20 protein-coding genes are annotated in these 24,213 nt (G+C 70.0%); 13 read left to right on the plus strand and 7 right to left on the minus strand.

Annotation, left to right across the window (positions count from 1 at the left end):
- Positions 1-48: 48 nt before the first annotated feature.
- The 7 genes from B7G54_RS22140 to B7G54_RS22170 all read left to right on the plus strand — a co-directional run bounded on the left by B7G54_RS22140 (position 49) and on the right by B7G54_RS22170 (position 7,476).
- Positions 49-1,005, plus strand: coding sequence for a sugar kinase (locus tag B7G54_RS22140; protein WP_085041035.1), 957 nt, complete (start codon positions 49-51; stop codon positions 1,003-1,005).
- The gene (locus B7G54_RS22145) at positions 993-2,339 is read left to right on the plus strand and encodes a D-tagatose-bisphosphate aldolase, class II, non-catalytic subunit (RefSeq protein ID WP_085041036.1); all 1,347 of its coding nucleotides are present in this window, start codon (positions 993-995) and stop codon (positions 2,337-2,339) included. The genes B7G54_RS22140 and B7G54_RS22145 overlap by 13 nt, the downstream gene beginning before the upstream one ends.
- A gap of 58 nt (positions 2,340-2,397) precedes the next feature.
- A complete protein-coding gene (locus B7G54_RS22150; RefSeq protein WP_085041037.1) occupies positions 2,398-3,723 on the plus strand; it encodes an ABC transporter substrate-binding protein in 1,326 nt (441 codons plus the stop codon).
- A gap of 99 nt (positions 3,724-3,822) precedes the next feature.
- Complete coding sequence (locus B7G54_RS22155) at positions 3,823-4,776, plus strand: carbohydrate ABC transporter permease (RefSeq protein WP_011546081.1); 954 nt, start codon at positions 3,823-3,825, stop codon at positions 4,774-4,776.
- On the plus strand, positions 4,773-5,624 hold the full coding sequence (locus tag B7G54_RS22160) for a carbohydrate ABC transporter permease (protein WP_085041038.1): 852 nt from the start codon (positions 4,773-4,775) through the stop codon (positions 5,622-5,624). The genes B7G54_RS22155 and B7G54_RS22160 overlap by 4 nt, the downstream gene beginning before the upstream one ends.
- The gene (locus B7G54_RS22165) at positions 5,621-6,304 is read left to right on the plus strand and encodes an HAD family hydrolase (protein ID WP_085041039.1); all 684 of its coding nucleotides are present in this window, start codon (positions 5,621-5,623) and stop codon (positions 6,302-6,304) included. The genes B7G54_RS22160 and B7G54_RS22165 overlap by 4 nt, the downstream gene beginning before the upstream one ends.
- Positions 6,305-6,366: 62 nt before the next feature.
- The gene (locus B7G54_RS22170) at positions 6,367-7,476 is read left to right on the plus strand and encodes an ABC transporter ATP-binding protein (RefSeq protein ID WP_085041040.1); all 1,110 of its coding nucleotides are present in this window, start codon (positions 6,367-6,369) and stop codon (positions 7,474-7,476) included.
- A gap of 13 nt (positions 7,477-7,489) precedes the next feature.
- Here the strand turns inward: B7G54_RS22170 and B7G54_RS22175 are convergent, their stop codons facing one another.
- On the minus strand, positions 7,490-8,374 hold the full coding sequence (locus B7G54_RS22175; protein WP_085041041.1) for a LysR family transcriptional regulator: 885 nt from the start codon (positions 8,372-8,374) through the stop codon (positions 7,490-7,492).
- A 113-nt stretch (positions 8,375-8,487) separates the two neighbouring features.
- Here B7G54_RS22175 and B7G54_RS22180 point away from each other — a divergent pair, with 113 nt between their 5' ends.
- Entirely contained in the window at positions 8,488-9,684 is a 1,197-nt protein-coding gene (locus B7G54_RS22180) for a serine hydrolase domain-containing protein (protein WP_085041042.1), read from the plus strand.
- Complete coding sequence (locus tag B7G54_RS22185; protein ID WP_085041043.1) at positions 9,681-10,904, plus strand: MFS transporter; 1,224 nt, start codon at positions 9,681-9,683, stop codon at positions 10,902-10,904. Before B7G54_RS22180 ends, B7G54_RS22185 begins: the two co-directional genes overlap by 4 nt.
- A 40-nt stretch (positions 10,905-10,944) precedes the next feature.
- Here B7G54_RS22185 and B7G54_RS22190 read toward each other — a convergent pair whose 3' ends face one another.
- The 4 genes from B7G54_RS22190 to B7G54_RS22205 all read right to left on the minus strand — a co-directional run bounded on the left by B7G54_RS22190 (position 10,945) and on the right by B7G54_RS22205 (position 16,109).
- Complete coding sequence (locus tag B7G54_RS22190) at positions 10,945-11,958, minus strand: sugar-binding transcriptional regulator (protein WP_085041209.1); 1,014 nt, start codon at positions 11,956-11,958, stop codon at positions 10,945-10,947.
- A 65-nt stretch (positions 11,959-12,023) separates the two neighbouring features.
- Positions 12,024-13,505 carry a xylulokinase gene (gene xylB, locus B7G54_RS22195; RefSeq protein WP_085041044.1) on the minus strand — a complete coding sequence of 494 codons (1,482 nt, stop codon included), beginning with the start codon at positions 13,503-13,505 and terminating at the stop codon, positions 12,024-12,026.
- 83 nt (positions 13,506-13,588) lie between these two features.
- Entirely contained in the window at positions 13,589-14,998 is a 1,410-nt protein-coding gene (gene dalD / locus B7G54_RS22200) for a D-arabinitol 4-dehydrogenase (protein ID WP_085041045.1), read from the minus strand.
- Positions 14,999-15,197: 199 nt separating this feature from the next.
- On the minus strand, positions 15,198-16,109 hold the full coding sequence (locus B7G54_RS22205) for a LysR family transcriptional regulator (RefSeq protein WP_085041046.1): 912 nt from the start codon (positions 16,107-16,109) through the stop codon (positions 15,198-15,200).
- A gap of 99 nt (positions 16,110-16,208) precedes the next feature.
- On the opposite strand from B7G54_RS22205, the gene mdlC reads away from it, so the two are divergent.
- The 4 genes from mdlC to B7G54_RS22225 all read left to right on the plus strand — a co-directional run bounded on the left by mdlC (position 16,209) and on the right by B7G54_RS22225 (position 21,914).
- Positions 16,209-17,816 carry a benzoylformate decarboxylase gene (gene mdlC, locus B7G54_RS22210; RefSeq protein ID WP_085041047.1) on the plus strand — a complete coding sequence of 536 codons (1,608 nt, stop codon included), beginning with the start codon at positions 16,209-16,211 and terminating at the stop codon, positions 17,814-17,816.
- 29 nt (positions 17,817-17,845) lie between these two features.
- Positions 17,846-19,297, plus strand: a complete 1,452-nt coding sequence (locus B7G54_RS22215; RefSeq protein WP_085041048.1) for an aldehyde dehydrogenase — start codon at positions 17,846-17,848, stop codon at positions 19,295-19,297.
- A 14-nt stretch (positions 19,298-19,311) separates the two neighbouring features.
- The gene (locus B7G54_RS22220) at positions 19,312-20,256 is read left to right on the plus strand and encodes a ketopantoate reductase family protein (RefSeq protein WP_085041049.1); all 945 of its coding nucleotides are present in this window, start codon (positions 19,312-19,314) and stop codon (positions 20,254-20,256) included.
- Between the two features lie 260 nt (positions 20,257-20,516).
- On the plus strand, positions 20,517-21,914 hold the full coding sequence (locus tag B7G54_RS22225) for an MFS transporter (RefSeq protein ID WP_085041050.1): 1,398 nt from the start codon (positions 20,517-20,519) through the stop codon (positions 21,912-21,914).
- A gap of 30 nt (positions 21,915-21,944) precedes the next feature.
- Here the strand turns inward: B7G54_RS22225 and kynA are convergent, their stop codons facing one another.
- Both kynA and kynU read right to left on the minus strand, forming a co-directional pair.
- Positions 21,945-22,877, minus strand: a complete 933-nt coding sequence (gene kynA, locus B7G54_RS22230) for a tryptophan 2,3-dioxygenase (protein WP_085041051.1) — start codon at positions 22,875-22,877, stop codon at positions 21,945-21,947.
- Positions 22,878-22,955: 78 nt separating this feature from the next.
- Positions 22,956-24,209, minus strand: coding sequence for a kynureninase (gene kynU / locus B7G54_RS22235; protein WP_085041052.1), 1,254 nt, complete (start codon positions 24,207-24,209; stop codon positions 22,956-22,958).
- Positions 24,210-24,213 lie beyond the last annotated feature (4 nt).

Here is a 24,213-nt window from a genome sequence, read left to right on the forward strand (position 1 = left end):
AGTTGTCTCGCACGTCGCGGCCGCCGTCGAACGAGGAGGGCTCGCCTGATGGCCGAGATCGTCGTTGCCGGCGAACTGCTCGCCGAATTCGTCGCCGCCGAGCGCGGCCAGGGTTTCGATACGCCGGGCCTGTTCGAGGGGCCGTTCCCGAGCGGCGCGCCGGCGATCTTCGCCGATCAGGCCGCCCGGCTCGGCGCGCGCGTCGCGTATGCGGGCTGCGTTGGCCGCGACGCGTTCGGCGATGCGATCGTCGCGCGGCTCGAGCGTGATGGCGTCGACGTCGCGCGTATCCGCCGCGTCGCGCGCCCGACCGGCACCGCGTTCGTCGCGTATCGCGACGATGGTTCACGCAGTTTCGTCTTCACGCTGTCCACCAGTGCGGCCGCGTGCGTCGATGCATCCGATGTCGATACCGCGATGTTCGACGGCTGCCGTTATTTCCACGTGATGGGCTCGTCGCTGACGAGCGAATCGGCGATCGCGGCGGTGCAGCGCGGCGTGATCGAGGCCGCGCGCGCCGGCGCGAAGGTGTCGTTCGACCCGAACGTGCGGCCCGAAATGCTGAGTTTTCGCCCGATGCGGGCGGCACTCGATGCGATGCTTGCCGCGTGCCACCTGTTCCTGCCGAGCGAAGCCGACCTGCCGTTCTTCTGCGGACCGCAGCCGGCCGAGCGCGCGATCGCGGGCCTGCTCGCGACGCATCCGCTGCTCGAGCGTGTCGTGCTGAAACGCGGCGCGCAAGGCAGCGTCGCGTTCGACCGCGCGAACCGTGCGGAAGCACCGGCGTTTCAGGTCGACGAAGTCGACCCGACCGGCGCGGGCGACTGCTTCGGCGGCACGCTGGTCGCGAGCCTCGTCGCGGGCGTGCCGATCGATGTCGCGCTGCGCCGTGCGAACGCGGCCGGCGCGATCGCGGTCACGCGGCGCGGCCCGATGGAAGGCAACAGCAGCGCGGCCGAGATCGATCGTTTCCTGACCGAACGAGGTATCGCATGTCCGGCCTGACGACCTTCGCCGAACGTTCGCGCACCGCGCATGCCGGCGCCGTGCTGCGGATGATCTTCGACGCGAACCGCGCGGATGCGCAGCGCGGCATCTATTCGATCTGCAGCGCGCACCGGCTCGTGCTGGAGGCCGCGTGCGAAGCGGCGCGCGCGGACGGTTCGCCGCTGCTGATCGAGGCGACCTGCAACCAGGTGAACCATCTCGGCGGCTATACGGGCATGACGCCCGCCGATTTCCGTCGCGACGTCGATGCGATCGCGCAACGGTGCGGGCTTGCACCCTCGGCGCTCGTGCTCGGCGGCGACCATCTCGGGCCGAACCCGTGGCGGCATCGCCGCGCGGCCGATGCGATGCGCGAGGCCGGCGCGATGGTCGCCGCGTACGTCGAAGCCGGCTTCGAAAAGATTCACCTCGATGCGAGCATGGCGTGCGCGGACGATCCGGTGCGGCTCGACGATCGCACGATCGCCGCGCGCGCGGCCGAACTGTGTCGCGCGGCGGAAGACGCGGCCGCGCGCGCCGGCATCGCGCCCGTCTACGTGATCGGCACCGAGGTGCCGACGCCGGGCGGCGAAGTCAGCGGCGGCGACGCAGCGATCGCGCAGATCGCGGTCACGCGCAGCGACAGCATCGCGGCGACGCTCGATGCGCACCGCCATGCGTTCGCGGCGGCCGGGCTCGACGACGCGTGGACGCGCGTCGTCGCGATCGTCGCGCAGCCGGGCGTCGACTTCGACGATCGCCATGTGCTCGACTACGACAGCGCCAAGGCGGCGTCGCTCGGCGCGAGTATCCTGAAGACACCGCACCTCGTGTTCGAGGCGCATTCGACCGACTACCAGACCGAGGGCGCACTCGCCGCGCTCGTGCGCGACCATTTCGCGGTGCTGAAGGTCGGGCCTGCGCTGACGTTCGCGCTGCGCGAGGCGCTGTTCGCGCTGAGCTTCATCGAAGACGCGCTGATCGGCGAGCTCGCGCAGCGCTCGCGGTTGCGCGACGTCGTCGACGCCGCGATGCGCGCGCAGCCCGAGCACTGGGCACCGTACTACCGCGGCGACGAGACCGAGCAGCGGCTCGCGCGCCAGTTCAGTTACAGCGACCGGATCCGCTACTACTGGCTGCAGCCGGCCGTCGCGGCCGCGGTCGAGCACCTGTTCGGCAACCTCGCGCGGCAGCCGGTGCCGGAAACGCTCGTCGCTCAGTGGTTGCCGGACGTGTACGCGGCATGCCGCGCGGGCGGGCTTGCGAAAGAGCCGCGCGCATGGGTGCGCCACCGGATACGCGACGTGATCGCGCACTATGCGCGCGCGTGCGGAATGCAGCGGCCGGCATGACGGGCCGTGAAGGAAACGCAGTACCGACGACACTTCGAACAAACACAGGAGACATGCCATGCAACGAAAGACGCTCGACGCCGCCGCACGCTGCTTCGCCGGAGCCGCGCTCGCGACGGCGGCCTGCGCCGCGTCCGCCGGCACGCTGACGATCGCGACGCTGAACAATCCCGACATGATCGAGCTGAAGAAGCTGTCGCCGGCGTTCGAGAAGGCGAACCCGGACATCAAGCTGAACTGGGTGATCCTCGAGGAGAACGTGCTGCGCCAGCGCGCGACGACCGACATCACGACCGGCAGCGGCCAGTTCGACGTGATGGCGATCGGCACCTACGAGACGCCGCAGTGGGGCAAGCGCGGCTGGCTCGCGCCGATGACGGGCCTGCCGGCCGACTACGACCTGAACGACATCGTGAAGACCGCGCGCGACAGCCTGTCGTACAACGGCCAGCTGTACGCGCTGCCGTTCTACGTCGAAAGCTCGATGACGTTCTACCGCAAGGACCTGTTCGCGGCGAAGGGGCTGAAGATGCCGGACCAGCCGACCTACGACCAGATCGCGGAATTCGCGGACAAGCTCACCGACAAGTCGAAGGGCACCTACGGGATCTGCCTGCGCGGCAAGGCCGGCTGGGGCGAGAACATGGCGTTCGTGTCGACGGTCGTGAACACGTTCGGCGGGCGCTGGTTCGACGAGAACTGGAACGCGCAGCTCACGTCGCCCGAGTGGAAGAAGGCGATCACGTTCTACGTGAACCTGCTGAAGAAGAACGGGCCGCCGGGCGCGAGCTCGAACGGCTTCAACGAGAACCTGACGCTGACCGCATCGGGCAAGTGCGCGATGTGGATCGACGCGACGGTCGCGGCCGGCATGCTCTATAACAAACAGCAGTCGCAGGTGGCCGACAGGATCGGCTTCGCGGCCGCGCCGGTCGCCGCCACGCCGAAGGGCTCGCACTGGCTGTGGGCGTGGGCGCTGGCCGTGCCGAAGACGTCGAAGCAGCAGGACGCCGCGCGCAAGTTCATCGCGTGGGCGACGTCGAAGCAGTACATCGAGATGGTCGGCAAGGACGAGGGCTGGGCATCGGTGCCGCCGGGCACGCGCACGTCGACCTATCAGCGCCCCGAGTACAAGGCCGCCGCGCCGTTCTCGGACTTCGTGCTGAAGGCGATCGAGACGGCCGACCCGAACGATCCGTCGCTGAAGAAGGTGCCGTACACGGGCGTGCAGTACGTCGGGATTCCTGAATTCCAGTCGTTCGGCACGGTGGTCGGCCAGTCGATCGCGGGTGCGGTTGCCGGCCAGATGACGGTTGACCAGGCGCTCGCCGCCGGGCAGGCCGCCGCCGACCGCGCGGTCCGCCAGGCCGGCTACAAGAAGTAATGCGGCCCGCACCGTGCGCGGTGGCGCACGGTGCGCGTCGTCGAAGCTGACAGGCGGGCAGGCCTTCGCGCCCGCGCATCAACCGGAGGGACCCCGATCATGCGTCACCTGCGTCTTCCCCTGAGTCACGCTCACGCGCCGTCGGTCGGCGACGCGTCGTCACCGCCCGGCGCACCGCGCCGCGCGCGCGGCGGCGCGAGCTGGCTCGTCTCGCCGTCCGTCGCGGTGCTGCTGCTGTGGATGTCGATTCCGCTTGCGATGACGATCTGGTATTCGTTCTCGCGCTACAACCTGCTGAACCCGGACGTGAAGGGTTTCGCCGGGTTCGACAACTACCGCTTCCTCGCGACCGATCCGTCGTTCCTGCCCGCGATCTGGCACACGCTCGTGCTGATCGGCGCGGTGCTCGCGATCACGGTGATCGGCGGCGTGCTGATGGCCGTGCTGTTCGACCGCAAGTTCTACGGGCAGGGCGTCGCGCGCCTGCTCGCGATCGCGCCGTTCTTCGTGATGCCGACGGTGTCCGCGCTGATCTGGAAGAACATGATCCTGCACCCGGTGTACGGGCTCGTCGCGAACGCGATGCGCGCGCTCGGGATGACGCCGATCGACTGGTTCGCCGATTACCCGCTTACCGCCGTGATCATCATCGTCGCGTGGCAGTGGCTGCCGTTCGCGTTCCTGATCCTGTTTACCGCAATCCAGTCGCTCGACCAGGAGCAGAAGGAAGCCGCGCGCATCGACGGCGCAGGCCCGATCGCGATGTTCTTCTACATCACGCTGCCGCACCTGAAGCGCGCGATCGCGGTGGTCGTGATGATGGAGACGATCTTCCTGCTGTCGATCTTCGCGGAGATCTATACGACGACCGGCGGCGGCCCGGGCGACGCGACGACCAACCTGTCGTACCTGATCTATGCGCTGGGCCTGCAGCAGTTCGACGTCGGCCTCGCGTCCGCCGGCGGCATCATCGCCGTCGTGGTCGCGAACGTCGTGTCGTTCTTCCTCGTGCGGATGCTCGCGCGCAACCTGAAGGGAGAGTACGAGAAATGAGCGACCTGACCTTCGAAGGCCGGCGCGTGCCGGCCGTGTTCGACCTCGTGCGGCGCGCGCTGCCCGGCACGCTCGCGTGGCTGATCGCGCTGCTGCTGTTCTTCCCGATCTTCTGGATGGCAATCACCGCGTTCAAGACCGAGCAGCAGGCGTATGCGTCGACGCTGTTCTTCATGCCGACGCTCGACAGCTTCCGCGAGGTATTCGCGCGCAGCAACTACTTCGCGTTTGCGTGGAATTCGGTGCTGATCTCGGCGGGCGTCACGGTGATCTCGCTGCTGTTCGCGGTGCCGGCCGCATACGCGATGGCGTTCTTCCCGAACCACCGCACGCAGAAGGTGCTGCTGTGGATGCTGTCGACGAAGATGATGCCGTCGGTCGGCGTGCTCGTGCCGATCTACCTGCTGTGGAAGAACGCGGGGCTGCTCGATAGCGTATCGGGCCTCGTGATCGTCTACACGCTGATCAACCTGCCGATCGCGGTATGGATGACCTTCACGTACTTCAACGAGATCCCGAAGGACATCCTCGAAGCCGGGCGCATCGACGGTGCGTCGACGTGGCAGGAGATCGTCTACCTGCTGATGCCGATGGCGCTGCCGGGGCTTGCGTCCACCGCGCTGCTGCTCGTGATCCTGTCGTGGAACGAGGCGTTCTGGAGCATCAACCTGTCAAGCTCGAACGCGGCGCCGCTGACCGTGTTCATCGCGTCGTACTCGAGCCCCGAAGGGCTGTTCTGGGCGAAGCTGTCCGCGGCTTCCTTGCTGGCGGTCGCGCCGATCCTGATCGTCGGCTGGCTGTCGCAGAAGCAGCTCGTGCGCGGGCTCACGTTCGGGGCGGTCAAATGACGGCGAACGTATTGATCTGCGATTGCGACGGCGTGCTGATCGACAGCGAGGCCGTGGCGGCCGACGTGATCGTGCGCGAACTCGATGCGCGCTGGCCGGGCGTCGACGCGCGGCCGGCCGTGATGCCGCTGCTCGGGTTGCGCATCGAGCGCGTGCTGGCCGGCGCGGGCGAGGCCGTCGGGCGCACGCTGTCGGCCGACGATGTCGACGCGATCCGCCGCGCGGTCGAGGCGGCGGCCGTCAATGCGCCGATGGTAGACGGCATCGATGCGGCGCTGGACGCGATTCGACTGACGACGGCCTGCGCGAGCAACAGCTACCGCGCGTACGTCGAGGCGGCACTGGCACGCACGGGCCTCGCGCGCTTCTTCGGCGGCCGGCTGTTCTGCGCGGACGCCGTCGCGCGGCCGAAGCCGGCGCCCGACGTGTATCTCGCGGCCGCGCGCACGCTCGGCGTCGCGCCCGCCCAGTGCCTCGTGGTCGAGGACAGCGCGACCGGCATCACCGCGGCCGCGGCGGCCGGCATGACCGTGCTCGGCTTCGTCGGCGGCGGGCATGCGTCGGCCGCGCAGATCGACGCGCTGCGCGGGATCGGTGCGCGTCACGTATTCGACGACATGCACGAGCTGCCCGGCTACGTCGCGCGCTGGCAGGCGACGGGCGCGGTGCTGCCGAACTAGCCGTCACGAACGACTGCGCGCCGCGTTCGACGCGGCGCATCACCAACGAACGGAGACAGATCATGGCAAGCGTGCTCCTGCGCAACATCGCGAAGCGCTACGACGACACCGAAGTGCTGCGCAACGTGAACCTCGACATCGCCGACGGCGAATTCGTCGTCTTCGTCGGCCCGAGCGGCTGCGGCAAATCCACGCTGATGCGGATGATCGCGGGCCTCGAGGACATCTCGAGCGGCGACCTGCTGATCGACGGCGCGAAGGTCAACGACGTGCCGAGCGCGAAGCGCGGCATCGCGATGGTGTTCCAGTCCTATGCGCTGTACCCGCACATGACGCTTTACGACAACATGGCGTTCGGCCTGAAGCTGGCCGGCGCGAAGAAGCCGGAGATCGACCAGGCCGTGAAGCAGGCCGCGAAGATCCTGCACATCGACCACCTGCTCGACCGCAAGCCGAAGCAGCTGTCGGGCGGCCAGCGGCAGCGCGTCGCGATCGGCCGCGCGATCACGCGCAAGCCGAAGGTGTTCCTGTTCGACGAGCCGCTGTCGAACCTCGACGCGGCGCTGCGCGTGAAGATGCGGCTGGAATTCGCGCGGCTGCACGACGAGCTGAAGACCACGATGATCTACGTGACGCACGACCAGGTCGAGGCGATGACGCTCGCGGACAAGATCGTCGTGCTGTCGGGCGGCGCGGTGCAGCAGGTCGGCACGCCGAACGCGTTGTATCACGCGCCGGCGAACCAGTTCGTCGCGGGCTTCATCGGTTCGCCGAAGATGAACTTCCTGAAGGGCACCGTCGATTCGGTCGATGCGGGCGGCGTGCTCGTGCGTTTCGACAGCGGCGAAACGCAGCGCGTCGCGGTCGAGGCAGCCGGGCTGCAGCGCGGCGCGGCGGTGACGGTCGGCGTGCGGCCCGAGCACCTGAAGGTCGAAGCCGCGGCCATCGGCGTGGCCGCGCGGACGATGGCCGTGGAGTCGCTCGGCGATGCCGCGTACCTGTATGCGGAGTCGGCCGTCGCGCCGGACGGGCTGATCGCGCGGATTCCGCCGCTCGACACGTACCGCACCGGCGAGGCGCTCCACGTGCACGCGCAAGCCGAGCACTGCCACCTGTTCGACGAGCACGGGCAGGCGTTCCGCCGGCTGAGCGCGCACGCGAAGGCGGCGTGACGGCTTGCGCCGGTTACAGGCGCAAGTGCTCGGCCATGTGGTCGACGAACGCACGCAGCTTCGGCGTCGGATGGCGGCCTGATGGCCACAGCACATAGAACGGCGTGCGGCTCACGACGTGTTCGGCGAGTACCGCACGCAGCGTGCCGTCGTCGAGCGCGTCGCGCACGAAGAATTCGGGCAGGCACGCGATGCCGAGCCCGCGCCGCGCAAAACACAGACGCGTCTCCGCGCTGTTGCTGACCATCGAGACCGGCACCGCCGGGGGCGTGCCCGAGCGCGACGCGCGCAGCGGCCAGGTCTCGAGCTTGCCGCTGCTCGGGAAGCGGTAGTGCAGGCAGCGGTGCCGTGCGAGATCGGCCGGCGTGCGCGGCGTGCCGTGCCGGTCGAGATAGCCGGGCGACGCGACGAGGTGCTGGCCGAAATGGCCGAGCAGCCGCGACGACAGCCGCGAATCCGTCGGCTGGCCGGTGCGCAGCACCGCGTCGAAGCCTTCTTCGACGACGTCGACCAGGCGGTCGCTGAAATCGATGTCGAGCTCGATCTCCGGATACGCGGCCATGAAATCGGCGAGCACCGGCAGCAGCAGCGTGCCGATCGTGGGCAGGCTCACCCGCAGGCGCCCGCGCGGCGCGTCGGCACTGTGCATCAGTTCCTGCTCGGCCGCGTCGAGCTCGGCGAGCACGCGCCGGCATCGTTCGAGAAAGCGCGTGCCTTCGGCCGTCAGCGTGATGCTGCGGGTGCTGCGGTGAAACAGCCGCACGTTCAGGCGGGCCTCGAGCCGCGCGATGCGCTTGCCGATCGCCGATGCCGATAGCCCGAGCGCGCGGCCGGCCGCAACGAAACTGCGCGTTTCCGCGACCTGGACGAACACGACGAAGCCGCCGAGATTTTCCATGCAGGTTCCCAATTGCGGACATCGATGTCCGGAGTGTCCGGAACTCTAACCCGGTTTTTCTTCTTGCGCCGGCTCCCTACGATAGGCGTTCCTTCACTGTTCGAGGTCACGCCATGTCATCCCTGCCTGTCACCACCCGCCGCGCAGAACCGGACGCCGCACTGCCCGAGCGCCTCGATGCGGTGCTCGATCGCACGCTGGCCGACGCGCGCGTGGTCGGCGCGGTCGTGCTGGTCGCCCGCGACGGCGAACTGCGCTATGCGCGCGCGGCCGGCCTCGCCGATCGCGAGGCCGGCACGCCGATGCGGGAGGACACGCTGTTCCGGCTCGCGTCGGTGTCGAAGCCAATCGTGACGGCCGCCGCGATGCGGCTGGTCGCGGCGGGACGCATCGAACTCGACGAGCCGGTCGCGCGCTGGCTGCCCGCGTTCCGGCCGACGCTGCCCGACGGCACGCCCACCGACATCACGTTGCGTCATCTGCTGTCGCATACGGCCGGGCTCGGCTACCGCTTCCTCGAAGCGGACGCCGACGGCCCGTATGCGCGGGCCGGCGTGTCCGACGGGATGGACCGCGCGGGCCTGTCGCTCGCGGAGAACCTGCGGCGCATCGCCGGCGTGCCGCTGCGGTTCGCGCCGGGCACGTCGTGGGACTACTCGCTCGCGATCGACGTGGTCGGTGCGCTGATCGAGGCGGTCGACGGCCGGCCGCTCGCCGAGGCCGTGGCCGCGCTCGTCACGATGCCGCTCGGGATGACGGACACCGCGTTCTTCTCGCACGACGCCGCACGCTTCGCGACGCCGTACGTCAGTACGCCGGGCGCGCCGCGCCGGATGGCCGACGACGATCTCGCGCCGGTGTACGACGGCACGGTCGGCATCCGCTTCGCACCGGCGCGCGCGTTCGACGCAGCCGCGTGGCCGTCGGGCGGCGCGGGGATGGTCGGCACCGCGCGCGACTGCATGACGTTGCTCGATACGTTGCGCACCGGCCGCGACGGCTGGCTCGAACGCCGCTGGATCGACGAGATGTCCCGCGTGCAGCCGGGGGCGAACGACCTGCCGGACGCGCCGGGATTCGGCTTCGGGCTCGGCTTTTCGGTGCTGCGCGATCCGGCGGCCGCGCAGTCGCCGGAGTCGGTCGGCACGTGGCGCTGGGGCGGCGCGTACGGGCATGCGTGGTTCGTCGACCGCGCGGCCGGGCTGACGGTCGTCGCGCTGACCAATACGTTATACGAAGGGATGCACGGGCGCGTCGTCACCGACGTGCGCGATGCGGTATACGGCGTCGACGACCGGAGCGCGACATGAGCGAGTGCATATCCGCTTCCGCCTCCGTCTCCGACGGGGCGTCCGGTCTGTCCGAGCCGGTGCGCGAACGCCTGCCGGTCGCGAACCTGCTGGCGCTCGCCACCGCCGGTTTCATCACGATCCTCACCGAGGCGTTGCCGGCCGGCCTGCTGCCGCTGATGAGCGCCGACCTGCACGTGCCCGAGGCGCTGATCGGCCAGCTCGTGACCGTGTATGCGCTCGGCTCGATCGTCGCGGCGATTCCGCTCGTCGCCGCGACACGCGCGATGCGCCGGCGCAGCCTGCTGCTTGCGGCGCTGGCCGGCTTCGTCGTGTCGAATGCGCTGACGGCCGCGTCGCCGTACTACGCGCTCACGCTCGCCGCGCGCTTCGTCGCGGGGATGGCGGCCGGGCTGCTGTGGGCGCTGCTCGCCGGCTATGCGAGCCGGATGGTCGATGCGTCGCTGCGCGGCCGCGCGATCGCGGTCGCGATGCTCGGCGCGCCGGTCGCGATGTCGATCGGCATTCCGGCCGGCACCGCGCTGGGCGCGGCGCTCGGGTGGCGCATCGCGTTCGCGGGCATTACGCTCGCGGCGCTCGCGCTGATCGGCTGGATCCGCTGGCGCGTGCCCGATTATCCGGGGCAGCAGGCCGGCGCGCGCGAGCCGGTGCTCGGCGTGATGACGCTGCCCGGCGTGCGGCCGGTGCTGACCGTGATGTTCGCGTACGTGCTCGCGCACAACATGCTGTACACGTACGTCGCGCCGTTTCTCGCAGGTGTGCGGATGGGCGCGCAGGTCGATGCGGTGCTGCTCGTGTTCGGTATCGCGTCGCTGGTCGGCATCGCGCTGACGGGCGCCTGGATCGGCGCCGCGCCGCGACGCCTGACGCTCGCCAGCATCGCACTGTTCGCGATCGCGGCGGCGATGCTCGGCGCGGGCTGCGGAATGGTGATCGTCTATGCGGGCGTCGCGCTGTGGGGGCTTGCGTTCGGCGGTGCGCCGACGCTGTTCCAGACGGCCACCGCGAATGCGGCGGGGGAGGCGGCCGACGTCGCGCAGTCGATGCTCGTGACGGTGTGGAACCTCGCGATCGCGGGCGGCGGCATCGCGGGCGGGATGCTGCTCGGCGCAACCGGCGCCGGTGCGATTCCGTGGGTGCTCGTCGCGCTGCTGGCGGCCGCGTGGGTTGGCGCGTGGCGTGCTCGCCGGCATGCGTTTCCGGCGCCGAGCGCGGCTTGAGCGTCCGACTGCCGCGCGCGGTGCGCGGCTGGCTTCGGCGTCAGGCCGCTTTCGCGTCGAGTGCGGCGCGCGCGCAGGTTTCGTCGGTGACGAGCCCCGACAGCCAGCCGCCGCGCAGCGCGGCAATCACCGCGTCGCGTTTCTTCGGGCCGCCGGCGAACGCGATCGTCGGGCGCTTCGGCGGCGTGGCGAGCGCGACGCTCGTCACGCGCGCGCTCGTCGATACGGCAATCTGCGTGCCCTGCGCGTCGATCGGCACCCCGAGCAGTTCGGCCACCGCGCCGAGTGCGGTCATCTCGTCGCGCTCCTGTTCGGTGATGAAGCCGTCTTCGTAGAGCGGGCAGTGCGGGCCGATGTTGCCGATCCCGACGAACGCGACATCGGCCTTGCCCGACAGCGCCTCGACGATCCGGTACAGCCGGTGATTGCACCACTGCGCGCGCTCGGCATCGCTGTCGGCGAACAGCGGCGCGGGCAGCAGGAAATGCTTGCTGCCGGTTTTCTCGGAGATGTACTGCGCGACGTCGTAGCGGTTCGACGAACCATCGGCCGCGATCGCGCCGACCATCGACACGAGCCGGTGCTGCGGGCGGTCGATCTGCGCGATCTGCGCGACCGCGGCCTTCAGCGTCCGGCCGCTGCTGACGGCGATCACCATCGGCCGTGTTTCGTTCAGGTAGCGCTCCATCACCTGCGCGCCGGCGACCGCGAGCTTGCGGTCGATCGCGTCGGGTGCGTCGGCATCGACGGGCACGACTTCGCACATCGCGAGGCCGTAGCGCTTCGACAGCTGCGCGCCGAGGTCGAGGCAGTCGGCGAGCTGGTGGTCGACGCGCACGCGGATCAGGTTCTTCTCGACCGCGAACGCGACGAGACGCTGCGCGACCGGCCGCGACACCTGCAGCTTTTCCGCGATTTCGTTCTGCGTGTCGCCCGCGACGTAGTAGAGCCACGCGGCACGCGTGGCGAGATCGAGTTTTTCTGAGGACTTGGACACGATAGCGATTCGGTTCGGATCTGGGGGCCGCCCCGCGGGCCGGCCGGCGGGCCGCATGACGGCATCCACTGTACCGCATGTCGCGCACGCGGCCGACGGCCGGCACGCGTGACGTGCGGTGCTTACGCGAGCCGCGTGCGCGACGGTTCGTACAGCGGCCGCACGTGGCGGTACAGCGCACGGAACGCATCGAGGCGTTCGCGCAGCAGCGCATGGCGGGCGGCATCCGGCGTGTATTCGGCGCGCACCGGCGGCTTGGCCAGCACCGCATGCGGATCGCCGCCGACGGCCAGCCAGCCGAGCCGCGCCGCGCCGAGCGCCGCGCCCGTTTCGCCGCCGCCGTGCTGGCGCGTGCGCACGTTCAGCGCATCGGCGATCAGTTGCGCCCAGAACGCGCTGCGCGCGCCGCCGCCGATCAGCGACAGCTGGTCGGTTTCGACACCGGCCGCATGCAGCGCATCGAGGCCGTCCGCGAGGCCGAGCGTCACGCCTTCGAGCACCGCATAGCCGAGATGCGCGCGTTCGGTCGCATGCGTCATCCCGAAGAACACGCCTTGCGCGTACGGATCGTTGTGCGGCGTGCGCTCGCCGGACAGGTAGGGCAGGAACAGCGGGGCCGTCGCGAGCGCGCTGGCGTCGAGCGCCTCGACTTCGGCGAGCAGCGCGGGCTCGTCGGTGCCGGTCAGCTTGCAGACCCAGCGCAGGCAGCTCGCGGCCGACAGCACGACGCTCATCAATTGCCAGCGATCGGGAATCGCATGGCAGAACGCATGCACGGCCGATGCGGGGTTCGGCATGAAGCGATCGCCGACCACGCTCAGCACCCCCGACGTGCCGAGCGACACGAAGCCGTCGCCCGCGTGGATCGCGCCGATGCCGAGCGCGCTCGTCGCGTTGTCGCCGCCGCCGCCGGCCACCACGACGGCCTCCGACAGCCCTAGTTCGCGAGCGATGTCTGCGCGCAGCGTGCCGGACGGCGCGTTGCCTTCGACGATGCGCGGCATCTGGTCACGTGTCATTCCGCACGCGGCAAGCAGCGCGTCGGACCAGTCGCGGCGCGCGACGTCGAGCCACAGTGTGCCGGCTGCGTCGGAGGGATCGGACACTTTCGCACCGGTCAGCCGGAACCGCAGGTAGTCCTTCGGCATCAGCACGCAGGCGGTCGCCGCGAACACGTCGGGTTCGTGCTTCGCGACCCACAGCAGTTTCGGCGCGGTGAAGCCCGGCATCGCGAGGTTGCCGGCCAGTGCGTGGAGATCGGGTGCGCGTTCGGTGAGCAGCGCGCATTCGTCGGCGCTGCGCATGTCGTTCCACAGGATCGCGGGGCGCAGCACGCGGTCGTCGCGGCCGAGCAGCACGGCGCCGTGCATCTGGCCCGACAGGCCGATGCCGCGCACGGCCGCGAACGCTTGGCGGTGCCGTTCGCGCAGGGCCGCGAGCGCGGCGAGCGTGCCTTGCCACCAGTCGTCCGGATGCTGTTCGGCCCAGCGCGGATGCGGCCGCGACACGGTGAACGGCGAGCCGGCGGTGCCGACGACCGTGCCGTCCGGGGCGAGCAGCAGCACCTTCACTTCCGAGGTGCCGAGGTCGATGCCGAGATACATGAGCGATCCGTTCCGTCAGTGGGGAGTCGCTACTTTAGCCGCGCGGCCGCACACGTGCCAAGGCAGGTTCGCCCGGATGCGCGTCAGCGCGCCGCGAGCCATGCATCGACCCGCGCGAGCCCGGCGCGCAGCGCCTCGAGCAGCGCCGCGTTGCCGGCGAGCGAGCCCCACAGCGCGCGGCTGGCGCACAGCGCGACGACCGGGTCGTCGGCCGCGGGATGGCCGGACCCGACGATCGCGCGCGCGGCGTTTTCGTCCATCACGCCGTCCTGGTACTCATATGGCAAGGTGCCGCGCGCCCAGCGTTCGAGAAAGCGCAGGAACAGCGCAGGCAGCACGGCGGTGGCGACCGGCGCCGCGCCGCGCGCGAACGATTCGGCGAGCGTTGGCGCGATGAAGCCGGGGATCTTCGAGAAGCCGTCGGCGGCGACGCGCTGGTTCGTGTCGAGCACGTACGGGTTGCCGAAGCGTTCGAGCACGACGTCGCGGTAGCGCGCGAGATCGAGCGGGCTGGGCGTGAGGCACGGGATCACGTCCAGCGTCACGTAGTCGTGCGCGAAGCGGCGGATCGCCGCGTCGTGCGTGCCTTCGTGGATGTACGTGTGGCCTGCGAGCGTGCCGGCCCACGCGATGCAGCTGTGCGTCGCGTTGAGGATGCGGATCTTCGCTTCCTCGTACGGGTGCACGTCGTCGACGAGTTCGGCGCCGGCCAGCTCCCAGCGCGGCCGGCCGGCCGCGAAGCGGTCCTCGATCACCCACTGGATGAACGATTCGCCCATCACCGGGCATGCGTCGTCGATGCCGGTGGCCGCCAGCACGCGCTCGCGCACGTCGGCGGTCGGGCGCGGCGTGATGCGGTCGACCATCGCGCTCGGCGTCGCGACGTGCGCATCGAACCACGCGAGCAGGTCGGCCTGCCCGCGGCGTTCGAGGAATTCGCGCATCCCCGCGCGAAAGCGCGCGCCGTTGTTGCGCAGGTTATCGCAGCTCTGCAGCGTGAGCGGGCCCGCGCCGCGCTTCACGCGTTCGGCGAGCAGCGCCGCGAGCGCGCCGTACAGCGTCGTGCGCGCGCCCTGCAGGTCGGCCGCGAGATCGGCGTTCGCGATGTCGAGCCGGTTGTGTTCGTCGAGGTAGTAGCCGCCTTCGGTGACGGTGAACGACACGATCCGGCACGCCGGATCGGCGCCGGCGTCGATCAGCGCGGCGAGGTCGATCGACCACGGCAGCACGCGCGTGATCGCGCGAATCGTCTCGTACGCGCGCTCGCCTTGCGGCGTGACGGTTTCGAGCGTGTAGGCGCCGTGCTGCGCGGCGAGTGCGTCCATCGTCGCGCGCATGTCGTCGCGGATGTTGCCGACGGTCAGCGACCAGCGCTCGTCGGCCGGGACGGCCGCGTTCACGCGATGCAGATACCACGCCTGGTGCGCGCGGTGAAACGAGCCCGCGCCGATGTGCAGCAGCACGGGCGCGCGGGCGGAGGGCGATTCGCTCATCCGGTGTCTCCTGTTCGTGCCTGACTCTTTCCAGTCGAATACGATCGACGTGATCGCCGAATACGATCATTTGCTCTTTGTGTGAGCGAATGATCGTATTCGGGCGAGCGAAAGTCAAGGCGGGGAACCGGCATTTCGATGGTGCGCTGCGGCGGCGCGCGGGCAGGGGGGGCGCGGTCGGCCGGTGGGGGAAGCGCCGTCAGCGTCCTTCGCGCGTCAACGCGACGAGCTCCTCGAGCAGCTTGCCGGCCGGCCCCGGCAGGATGCCGTGGCGGCGCCGGAACGCGGTGAGCGTGCGCACCGCGACGACCTCGCGCATCGGCAGCGTATCGATCGTGCCGGCGCGCTGCTCGGCGCCGTACATCGGCTCGGCCATCCAGCTGAGGAAGCCGGCATGCGCGACGAGGCTCTTCAGCGTCGTGACCGAGCGCGTCTCGACCGCGATGTCGGGCAGCACGAGCCCGTGCGCGTCGAAGGTCGCGCGCATATGGTCGAACGGCGCGGTGCCGCGCGGCGGAATCGCCCAGCGCGCGTGCAGCGTATCGGCGAGCGTCGGCGCGCGGCCGAGCGCGCGCAGCGGATGGTGCGGCGCCGCAACGATATGGCTGCGATCTTCCCAGCGGCACTCGGGAATCGCGACGATTTCGTCCGTGTCGGGCCCGTGCGCGGACAGCGCAAGATCGATCTCGTGCTTGTTCAGCCCTTCCGCGAGCCGGTCCCACACGCCTTCGATGATCTGGACGCGCAGGTTCGGCCAGCGGTCGAGCACGCGGCCCACCGCCACCGGCAGCACGAGGCTCGCGATGCTGCCCACCGTGCCGACCTTGATCGTGCCCTTCGCGAAGCCGCGCATCGCGTCGAGTTCCTCGCGCGCGTGCTCGGCCTCGTGCTGCAGCAGCGTCGCATGCGGCAGCAGCGCCTCGCCGAACGCGGTGAGCTGCACGCCCTTCGAGTGGCGCTCGAACAAGGGGGCACCGATCTGGTCCTCGAGCCGTTTCAGGATCCGGCTCAGTGCCGGCTGCGTCACGTGCAGCGCGTCGGCGGCGCGGCCGAGGCTGCCGAACGCGACGATCGTCGTGAAGGCGCGCAATTGTCGGAGATCGAATGTCATGCCGGAATGTAATGGCTTATCGCAAAAAATACAGTATCCGAGAATGGCTTGCGCTTCGATACTGTGGAAACCGCCAAGTCATCGAGGAGACACCCGAGCATGTCCGGCCATCCGCCCCCTTCCGCCGCATCGATCACCGTTCGCGATGCGGTCATCGACCTGCTTCGCCAGTTCGGCATCGACCGCGTGTTCGGCAATCCCGGCTCGACCGAGCTGCCGATGTTCCGCGACTTCCCGGACGATTTCCGCTACGTGCTCGGCTTGCACGAAGCCGTCGTGGTCGGGATGGCCGACGGCCATGCGCAGGCCACCGGCAATGCGGCGGTCGTCAACCTGCATTCGGCGGCGGGTGTCGGCAACGCGATGGGCAATCTCTTCACCGCATTCAAGAACCGCACGCCGCTGATCGTCACTGCGGGCCAGCAGGCGCGCGCCATCCTGCCGTTCGACCCGTTCCTCGGCGCGACGCAGGCCGCCGAGCTGCCGAAGCCGTACGTGAAGTGGAGCATCGAGCCCGCACGCGCGCAGGACGTGCCGGCCGCGATCGCGCGTGCGTACCGCATCGCGATGCAGGAACCGCGCGGCCCCGTGTTCGTGTCGATTCCGGTCGACGACTGGGACCAGCCGGCCGAGCTGCTGCCGCGGCGCAACGTCAGCAGCGTCGTGCGGCCGGATCCGGACGCGCTCGCGCGGCTCGGCGACACGCTCGACGCCGCACGGCGTCCTGCGTTCGTGGTCGGGGCGGCCGTCGATCGCGCCGGGGCGTGGGACGAGGTCGTGCGGCTCGCCGAGCGGCACCGTGCACGCGTGTACGTCGCACCGATGTCGGGGCGCTGCAGTTTCCCCGAGGACCATCCGCTGTTCGCCGGCTTCCTGTCCGCGATCCGCGAGAAGATCGTCGCGCGGCTCGACGGGCACGACCTCGTGTTCGCGTTCGGCGCGCCCGCGTTCACCTATCACATCGAGGGTTTCGGCCCGCACGTGCCGACGGGCGCGACGCTCGTGCAACTCGTCGACGATCCCGGCATCGCCGCTTGGACGCCGTCGGGCGATGCGGTCGTCGGCAACCTGCGGCTCGCCGCGCGCGACCTGCTCGCGCGCCCGGCGCCGCCCGAGCGGCCGATGCCCCCGCCGCGGCCGCCGCGTGCGCGCGTCGAACCGCCTGCCGCCGGCGAGCGCATGCCGGTTGCGTTCGCGCTGCAGACGCTCGCCGACGTGCGCGACGCGCACGACATCGTCGTCGAGGAAGCGCCAAGCGCTCGGTCCGTGATGCAGGACCACCTGCCGTTCACGCGCAGCGGCACGTTCTACACGATGGACAGCGGCGGGCTCGGCTACGGGATGCCGGCCGCCGTCGGCGTCGCGCTCGCGCAGCCGGGCCGGCGCGTGATCGGGCTGATCGGCGACGGTTCGAGCCTGTATTCGATCCAGGCCTTGTGGAGCGCCGCGCAATTGAAGCTTCCGATCACGTTCGTGATCCTGAACAATCGCCGTTACGCAGCGCTGCAGGATTTCGCGCCCGTATTCGGCTTCGGCCCGGACGACCCCGTGCAGGGCACCGATCTGCCGAACCTGGATTTCGTCGCGCTCGCGCAAGGGATGGGATGCCGCGGCGTGCGCGTGACTGCTGCCGAACACCTGCGCGACACGCTGACCGACGCGCTGCGCGCCGCGACGCCGGTCGTCGTCGAAGTCGAGATTGCCTGACGCGCGGTGCGCGTCTTTCCGGAGATTCCATGCAAACCGTATCGATGCTGATCGGCGGCGAACGCCGTCATTCATCCAGCGGCGCGACCTTCGTGCGCCGCAATCCGCTCGACGGCGAGATCGCGTCCGCAGCGCCTGCGTGCACCGTCGACGATGCGCGTGCGGCGGCCGACGCGGCCGCCCGCGCGTTTCCCGACTGGGCCGCGCTCGGCCCCGGCGCGCGCCGCGCGCTGCTGCTGAAGGCCGCCGCCGCGCTCGAAGCGAAGCACGAGCAGTTCGTCGCCGCGATGGCGGCCGAGACGGGCGCGTCCGCGTTGTGGGCCGGCTTCAACGTGCAGCTTGCCGCGAGCGGGCTCGTCGAGGCCGCGTCGCTGACCACGCAGGTCGGCGGCGAGCTGATTCCGTCCGACGTGCCCGGTTCGCTCGCGATGGGCGTACGGCAGCCGGCCGGTGTGGTGCTCGGCATCGCGCCGTGGAACGCGCCGGTGATCCTCGCGACCCGCGCGCTCGCACTGCCGCTCGCGTGCGGCAACACGGTCGTGCTGAAGGGCTCGGAGCTGTGCCCCGTCACGCACGGGCTGATCGTCGAGGCGCTGCAGGAGGCCGGGTTGCCGGCGGGCGTCGTCAACTTCGTGACGAACGCGCCCGAGGACGCAGGTGCCATCGTCGATGCGTTGATCGCGCATCCGGCCGTGCGCCGCGTGAATTTCACGGGCTCGACGCGCGTTGGCCGGATCGTCGCCGAAGCCTGCGCGCGTCACCTGAAACCGTCGGTGCTGGAACTCGGCGGCAAGGCGCCGTTCGTCGTGCTCGACGATGCGGATCTCGATGCGGCGGTGGCGGCGGCCGCGTTCGGCGCGTTCGCGAATTCCGGGCAGATCTGCATGTCGACCGAACGCATCGTCGTCGACGCATCGATTGCCGATGCGTTCGTCGCGAAGCTCGCCGACAAGGCCGCATCGCTGCCGCTCGGCGATCCCCGCAACGGGCCCGTCGTGCTCGGTTCGCTGATCGACATGAAGGCCGTCGAGCGCTGCAACGCGCTCATCGACGATGCGCTCGCGCAGGGCGCGACGCTCGTGTGCGGCGGCAAGGCCGGCAGCACGCTGTTCCCGGCCACGCTGCTCGACCATGTGACGCCGGCGATGCGCATCTATGCGGAGGAATCGTTCGGCCCGGTGAAGGGCATCGTACGCGTCGATGGCGAGGACGCCGCGATCCGTTGCGCGAACGACAACGCGTTCGGGTTGGCGTCGGCCGTGTTCAGCCGCGATGTCGCGCGGGCGATGCGCGTCGCGGCACGCATCGAATCGGGCATCTGCCACGTGAACGGTCCGACCGTGCACGACGAGGCGCAGATGCCGTTCGGCGGCGTGAAGGACAGCGGCTTCGGCCACTTCGGCGGCAAGGCCGGCATCGCGGCGTTCACGGACCTGCGCTGGATCACGGTGCAGACGGCACCGCGTCACTATCCGTTCTGACGAGGCCGCCGACGATGAAGATTGCGATTCTGGGCGCGGGCGCGATGGGCTCGCTGTTCGGCGGGCTGCTGGCCGAAAGCGGCGAGGCCGTCACGCTGATCGACGTGAATGATGGGCATCTCGATGCGATCCGCCGCGACGGGCTGCGTCTCGATGACGATCGCGGTGAACGCCGCATTCGCGCATTGCGGGCCGTCCGGCCGGAAGCCGCGAATGCGGACGCAGCCGCCTCGCCCGATACACCGTTCGACCTGCTGATCGTCTTCACGAAATCGCTGCACACGCGCCACGCGCTGGACGGCGTGCGCGCGCTGCTGAGCCCCTACACGTACGTGCTGACGCTGCAGAACGGGCTCGGCAACGTCGAGACGCTGAACGCGTTCGTGCCGATCGAGCGTATTCTCGTCGGCGTCACGACCTGGCCGGCCGATCTTGCCGGGCCTGGTCATGTGCATTCGCACGGCGCGGGCGTCGTCAGGATGATGACGGCCGACGGCGCGGAGCGCCCGTTCGCGGCAGCCGTCGCCGACGCGCTGTCGCGCGCGGGGCTGGCGTGCTCGCTCGATGACGACGTATGGGCCGCGATCTGGGAGAAGGTCGCGTTCAACGCGGCGCTCAACACGCTGTGCGCGGTGACGCGCTGCACGGTCGACCAGCTCGGCGAACATCACGACGGCCCAAGGATCGCGCAGGCGATCGCCGCCGAGACGGCGGCCGTCGCGCGCGCGAAGGGAATCGCGGTCGACGGAGAACGCATCGCGCGCAACGTCGAGCATGCGATCCGCGAGCATCGCGGCCATCGCCCGTCGATGCTGCAGGACGTGCTCGCGGGCCGTCGCACCGAGATCGACGCGATCAGCGGCAAGGTCGTTGCGGCTGCGCGCGAGGCAGGCGTCGCGGTGCCGCATGCCGAGACGCTGCTCGCGCTCGTCCGGCTGATCGATGCGCGCGTGAACTGAGCGGGAAGCCGGCGACGGGCTGGCGTCGCATGACGAGACCGGCTTGGGCGCGAGCCAGGGTGCCGGAGAAATCGATTGGACACGGGGCCGTATCCGGCACGGGCACACCGATGCCGGTCGGCCGCGAAACACGAGATCCGGGCACGCGCGAGCGCGCCAGCCCGGGCAACCGGAGACGCAATGAAAGCCATCGAATGCCGTTGTCTTGCCGCACGCCGCGCGCGCACGTTGCCGCCCAAGCGCGGCGCCCGGGAGGTCGCATGAGCACACGCGACGGATTGCAGTCGCCGTCAATCGACATCGGCGCAACACTCGACGACGGGCCGTTCACGACGATGCAGCGCTGCGTGGTGCTGCTTGCCGCGCTCGCGATCGTGCTCGACGGCTTCGACGGCCAGCTGATCGGTTTCGCGATTCCGGTGCTGATCCGCGAATGGGGCATCACGCGTGGCGCATTCGCACCGGCGGTGGCGGCCGGACTGATCGGGATGGGCATCGGCAGCGCGTGCGCGGGGATCGTCGCGGACCGCTTCGGCCGCCGCCAGGCCGTGATCGGCAGCGTGTTCCTGTTCGGTATCGCGACCTGCGCGATCGGCTTCGCACCGGACGTCAAGGCGATCGCGGTGTTGCGCTTCGTCGCGGGGCTCGGGATTGGCGGTGCATTGCCGACGGCCACGACGATGACGGCCGAATACACGCCCGCGCGGCGCCGCACGATGATGGTGACCGCGACGATCGTCTGCGTGCCGCTCGGCGGGATGCTGGCCGGCCTGTTCGCGCACGAGGTGCTGCCGCGCTACGGCTGGCGCGGGCTGTTCTTCGCAGGAGGCACATTGCCGCTCGTGCTCGGCTTCGTGCTCGTGCGTGCGCTGCCCGAATCGCCGCGCTATCTCGCGCGGCGCCCCGCGCGCTGGCCGGAGCTCGGCGCGCTGCTCGCCAGGATGGAGCGGCCCGTCGCGCCGGGCACCGTATTTACCGACATGAAGGATGCACGCGCGGCAGGCGGCCGCAGCGGCTTCGGCGCACTGTTCGAAAGCGGTCAGGCGCGCGACACGATCGCGCTGTGGTGCGCGTTCTTCATGTGTCTGCTCGCCGTGTATGCGGCGTTCAGCTGGCTGCCGACGATGCTGGCGGCGAGCGGGCTGAGCGTGTCGGTCGCGGGTTCCGGGCTCACTGCATACAACCTCGGCGGCGTGATCGGCGCGCTGCTGTGCGCGTGGACGATCGCGCATGCGGGGTCGCGCTGGCCGCTCGTGCTGTGCAGCATCGGCGGCGCGGCGAGCGCGGTGTGGCTGATGGGTGTCGACGCAAGCCGCCATACGGGCTGGCTGATCGTCGGGCTCGGCCTGCACGGGCTGTTCGTGAACGCGGTGCAATCGACGATGTATGCGCTCTGTGCGTACATCTACCCGACGGCCGTGCGCGCGACGGGCACGGCGAGCGCACTCGCGTTCGGCCGGCTTGGCGCAATCCTCAGCGCGTTCGCGGGCGCGATCGTGATCACCACGGGCGGCGCCGTGGCCTACCTGACGATGCTGGCGATCGCGATGGGGGTTGTCTGCGTCGCGCTGCTCGTCGTGCGACGGCATATTCCGCGACTTTCAGGTGCGGCAGTGCAGCCGCGCGAAGGGGAGGAGCTGGCCCGCACGTCGTCCTGACGGCGCGCGGGCGCGGGGGCGAGTCGTGCGTTACAGCGTGGTGCGCACGTGCCAGAGCTCGGGGAACAGCACGACGTCGAGCATCTTGCGCAGGTACGGCGCACCGCTCGTGCCGCCGGTGCCTTGCTTGAAGCCGATGATGCGCTCGACGGTCGTCACGTGACGGAAGCGCCACTGGCGGAACGCATCCTCGAGATCGACGAGCTCTTCGGCCATCTCGTAGAGCTCCCAGTACTGCTGCGGGTGACGGTACACCTCGAGCCACGCGGCTTCGACCGTCTCGTCATGCCGTGTCGGCTGCGTCCAGTCGCGCTCGAGCCGCTCCGCCGCGATCGGGAAGCCGCGCCGCGCGAGCAGGCGCACGACTTCATCGTAGAACGACGGCGCCTCGAGCGTTGCGCGTACCTGTTCGAGGATGTCGGGCCGGTGGGCATGCGGCTGCAGCATCTGCGCGTTCTTGTTGCCGAGCAGGAATTCGAGCTGCCGATACTGGTAAGACTGGAAGCCGGACGACTGCCCGAGATACGGCCGCATTGCCGAATACTCGGACGGCGTCATCGTCGACAGCACGTTCCACGCCTGCACCAGCTGCTCGAGGATGCGCGACACGCGCGCGAGCATCTTGAACGCGGGCGGCAGCGCGTCGGTCCGCACCGCGTCGAGTGCGCCGCGCAGCTCGAACAGCGCGAGCTTCATCCACAGCTCGCTCGTCTGATGCTGGATGATGAACAGCATCTCGTTGTGGTCGGGCGACAGCGGATGCTGCGCGTCGAGGATCGAATTGAGCGACAGGTAGTCGCCGTAGCTCATCGACTTCGAGAAATCGAGCTGCGCGTCGTGCCAGCCGGCATCGCCGGGCACGTGCGGCGCTTCGTGCGCGGCATGGGCCGGTTGTGCCGAATGCGCGGCGCGTGCGCCCGAGAACGGGCAGCCCGCCGGCGCGTCGTTGCCGGGCGGCTGCATATGACCAGAATTCACGTCTCTCTCCAGATTTGAATGATGGGGTGCTGCGCGCGGTTCGCGCGCGCCGGGCGAGGCCGGTCAGGTCACCGCGCCGCGTTCGGCGAACTCGGGCGCCTTCCACGCGTCGGTGGCCAGGATGTCGCGCAGCGTCTCGACGGCATCCCACACGTCGGCGAAGCGCGTATAGAGCGGCGTGAAGCCGAAGCGCAGCACGTACGGCTCGCGGTAGTCGCCGATCACGCCGCGCGCGATCAGCGCCTGCATCACCTCGTAGCCGTGCGGATGCTCGAAGCTCGCCTGCGAGCCGCGCTGGTGATGCGCGCGCGGCGTGACGAGCTTCAGCGACTGGCCCGCGCAGCGTGCTTCGACGAGCGCGACGAATGCATCGGTCAGCGCGAGCGACTTGCGGCGGATCGCGTGCATGTCCGTCTGCAGGAACACGTCGAGCCCGCATTCGACCATCGACATCGACACGATCGGCTGCGTGCCGCACAGGAAGCGCGCGATGCCCGGATCGGGCGCGAAGGCCGGCTGCATCGCGAACGGTGCGCGGTGGCCCCACCAGCCGGACAGCGGCTGCGAGAAGTGCGCGTGATGGCGCTGCGGCACCCACACGAACGCGGGCGAACCGGGGCCGCCGTTCAGGTACTTGTACGTGCAGCCGACCGCGCCGTCCGCGCGTGCGCCGTTCAGGTCGACCGGCACCGCGCCGGCCGAGTGCGCGAGATCCCACAGCATCAGCGCGCCCGCGTCGTGCACGAGCTGCGTGACGGCCGGCATGTCGTGCATGTAGCCGGTGCGGTAGTTCACGTGCGTGATCATCGCGACGGCCGTGTCCGCGCCGAGCGCGTCCGGCAGGTCGGCCGGGTCGTCGATCAGGCGCAGTTCGTAGTCGCCGCCGAGCTGCTCGATCAACCCCTGTGCGATATACAGGTCGGTCGGGAAGTTCGAGCGTTCCGACACGATCACGCGGCGCTCGGGCGCGCGCTCGGCCTGGTGGCGCACCATCGCCGACAGCAGCTTGAACAGGTTGATCGAGATCGTATCGGTCACGACAGTCTCGCCGGGTGCGCCGCCGATCAGCGTCGCGAGCTTGTCGCCGAGGCGGCGCGGCAGCGCGAACCAGCCGGCCGTGTTCCAGCTGCGGATCAGGCCTTCGCCCCATTCGGCGCCGATCACCTGCTGCGCGCGGGCGGCCGATGCGCGCGGCTGCGCGCCGAGCGAGTTGCCGTCGAGGTAGATCACGCCGTCGGGCAGGGAGAACTGTTCGCGCAGCGGGGCGAGCGGGTCGTCGCGGTCGAGCGCGAGCGCGTCTTCACGGGTCTTGATCATGATG

The organism is Burkholderia puraquae, from assembly GCF_002099195.1.
GTDB classification, from domain to species: Bacteria; Pseudomonadota; Gammaproteobacteria; order Burkholderiales; family Burkholderiaceae; genus Burkholderia; species Burkholderia puraquae.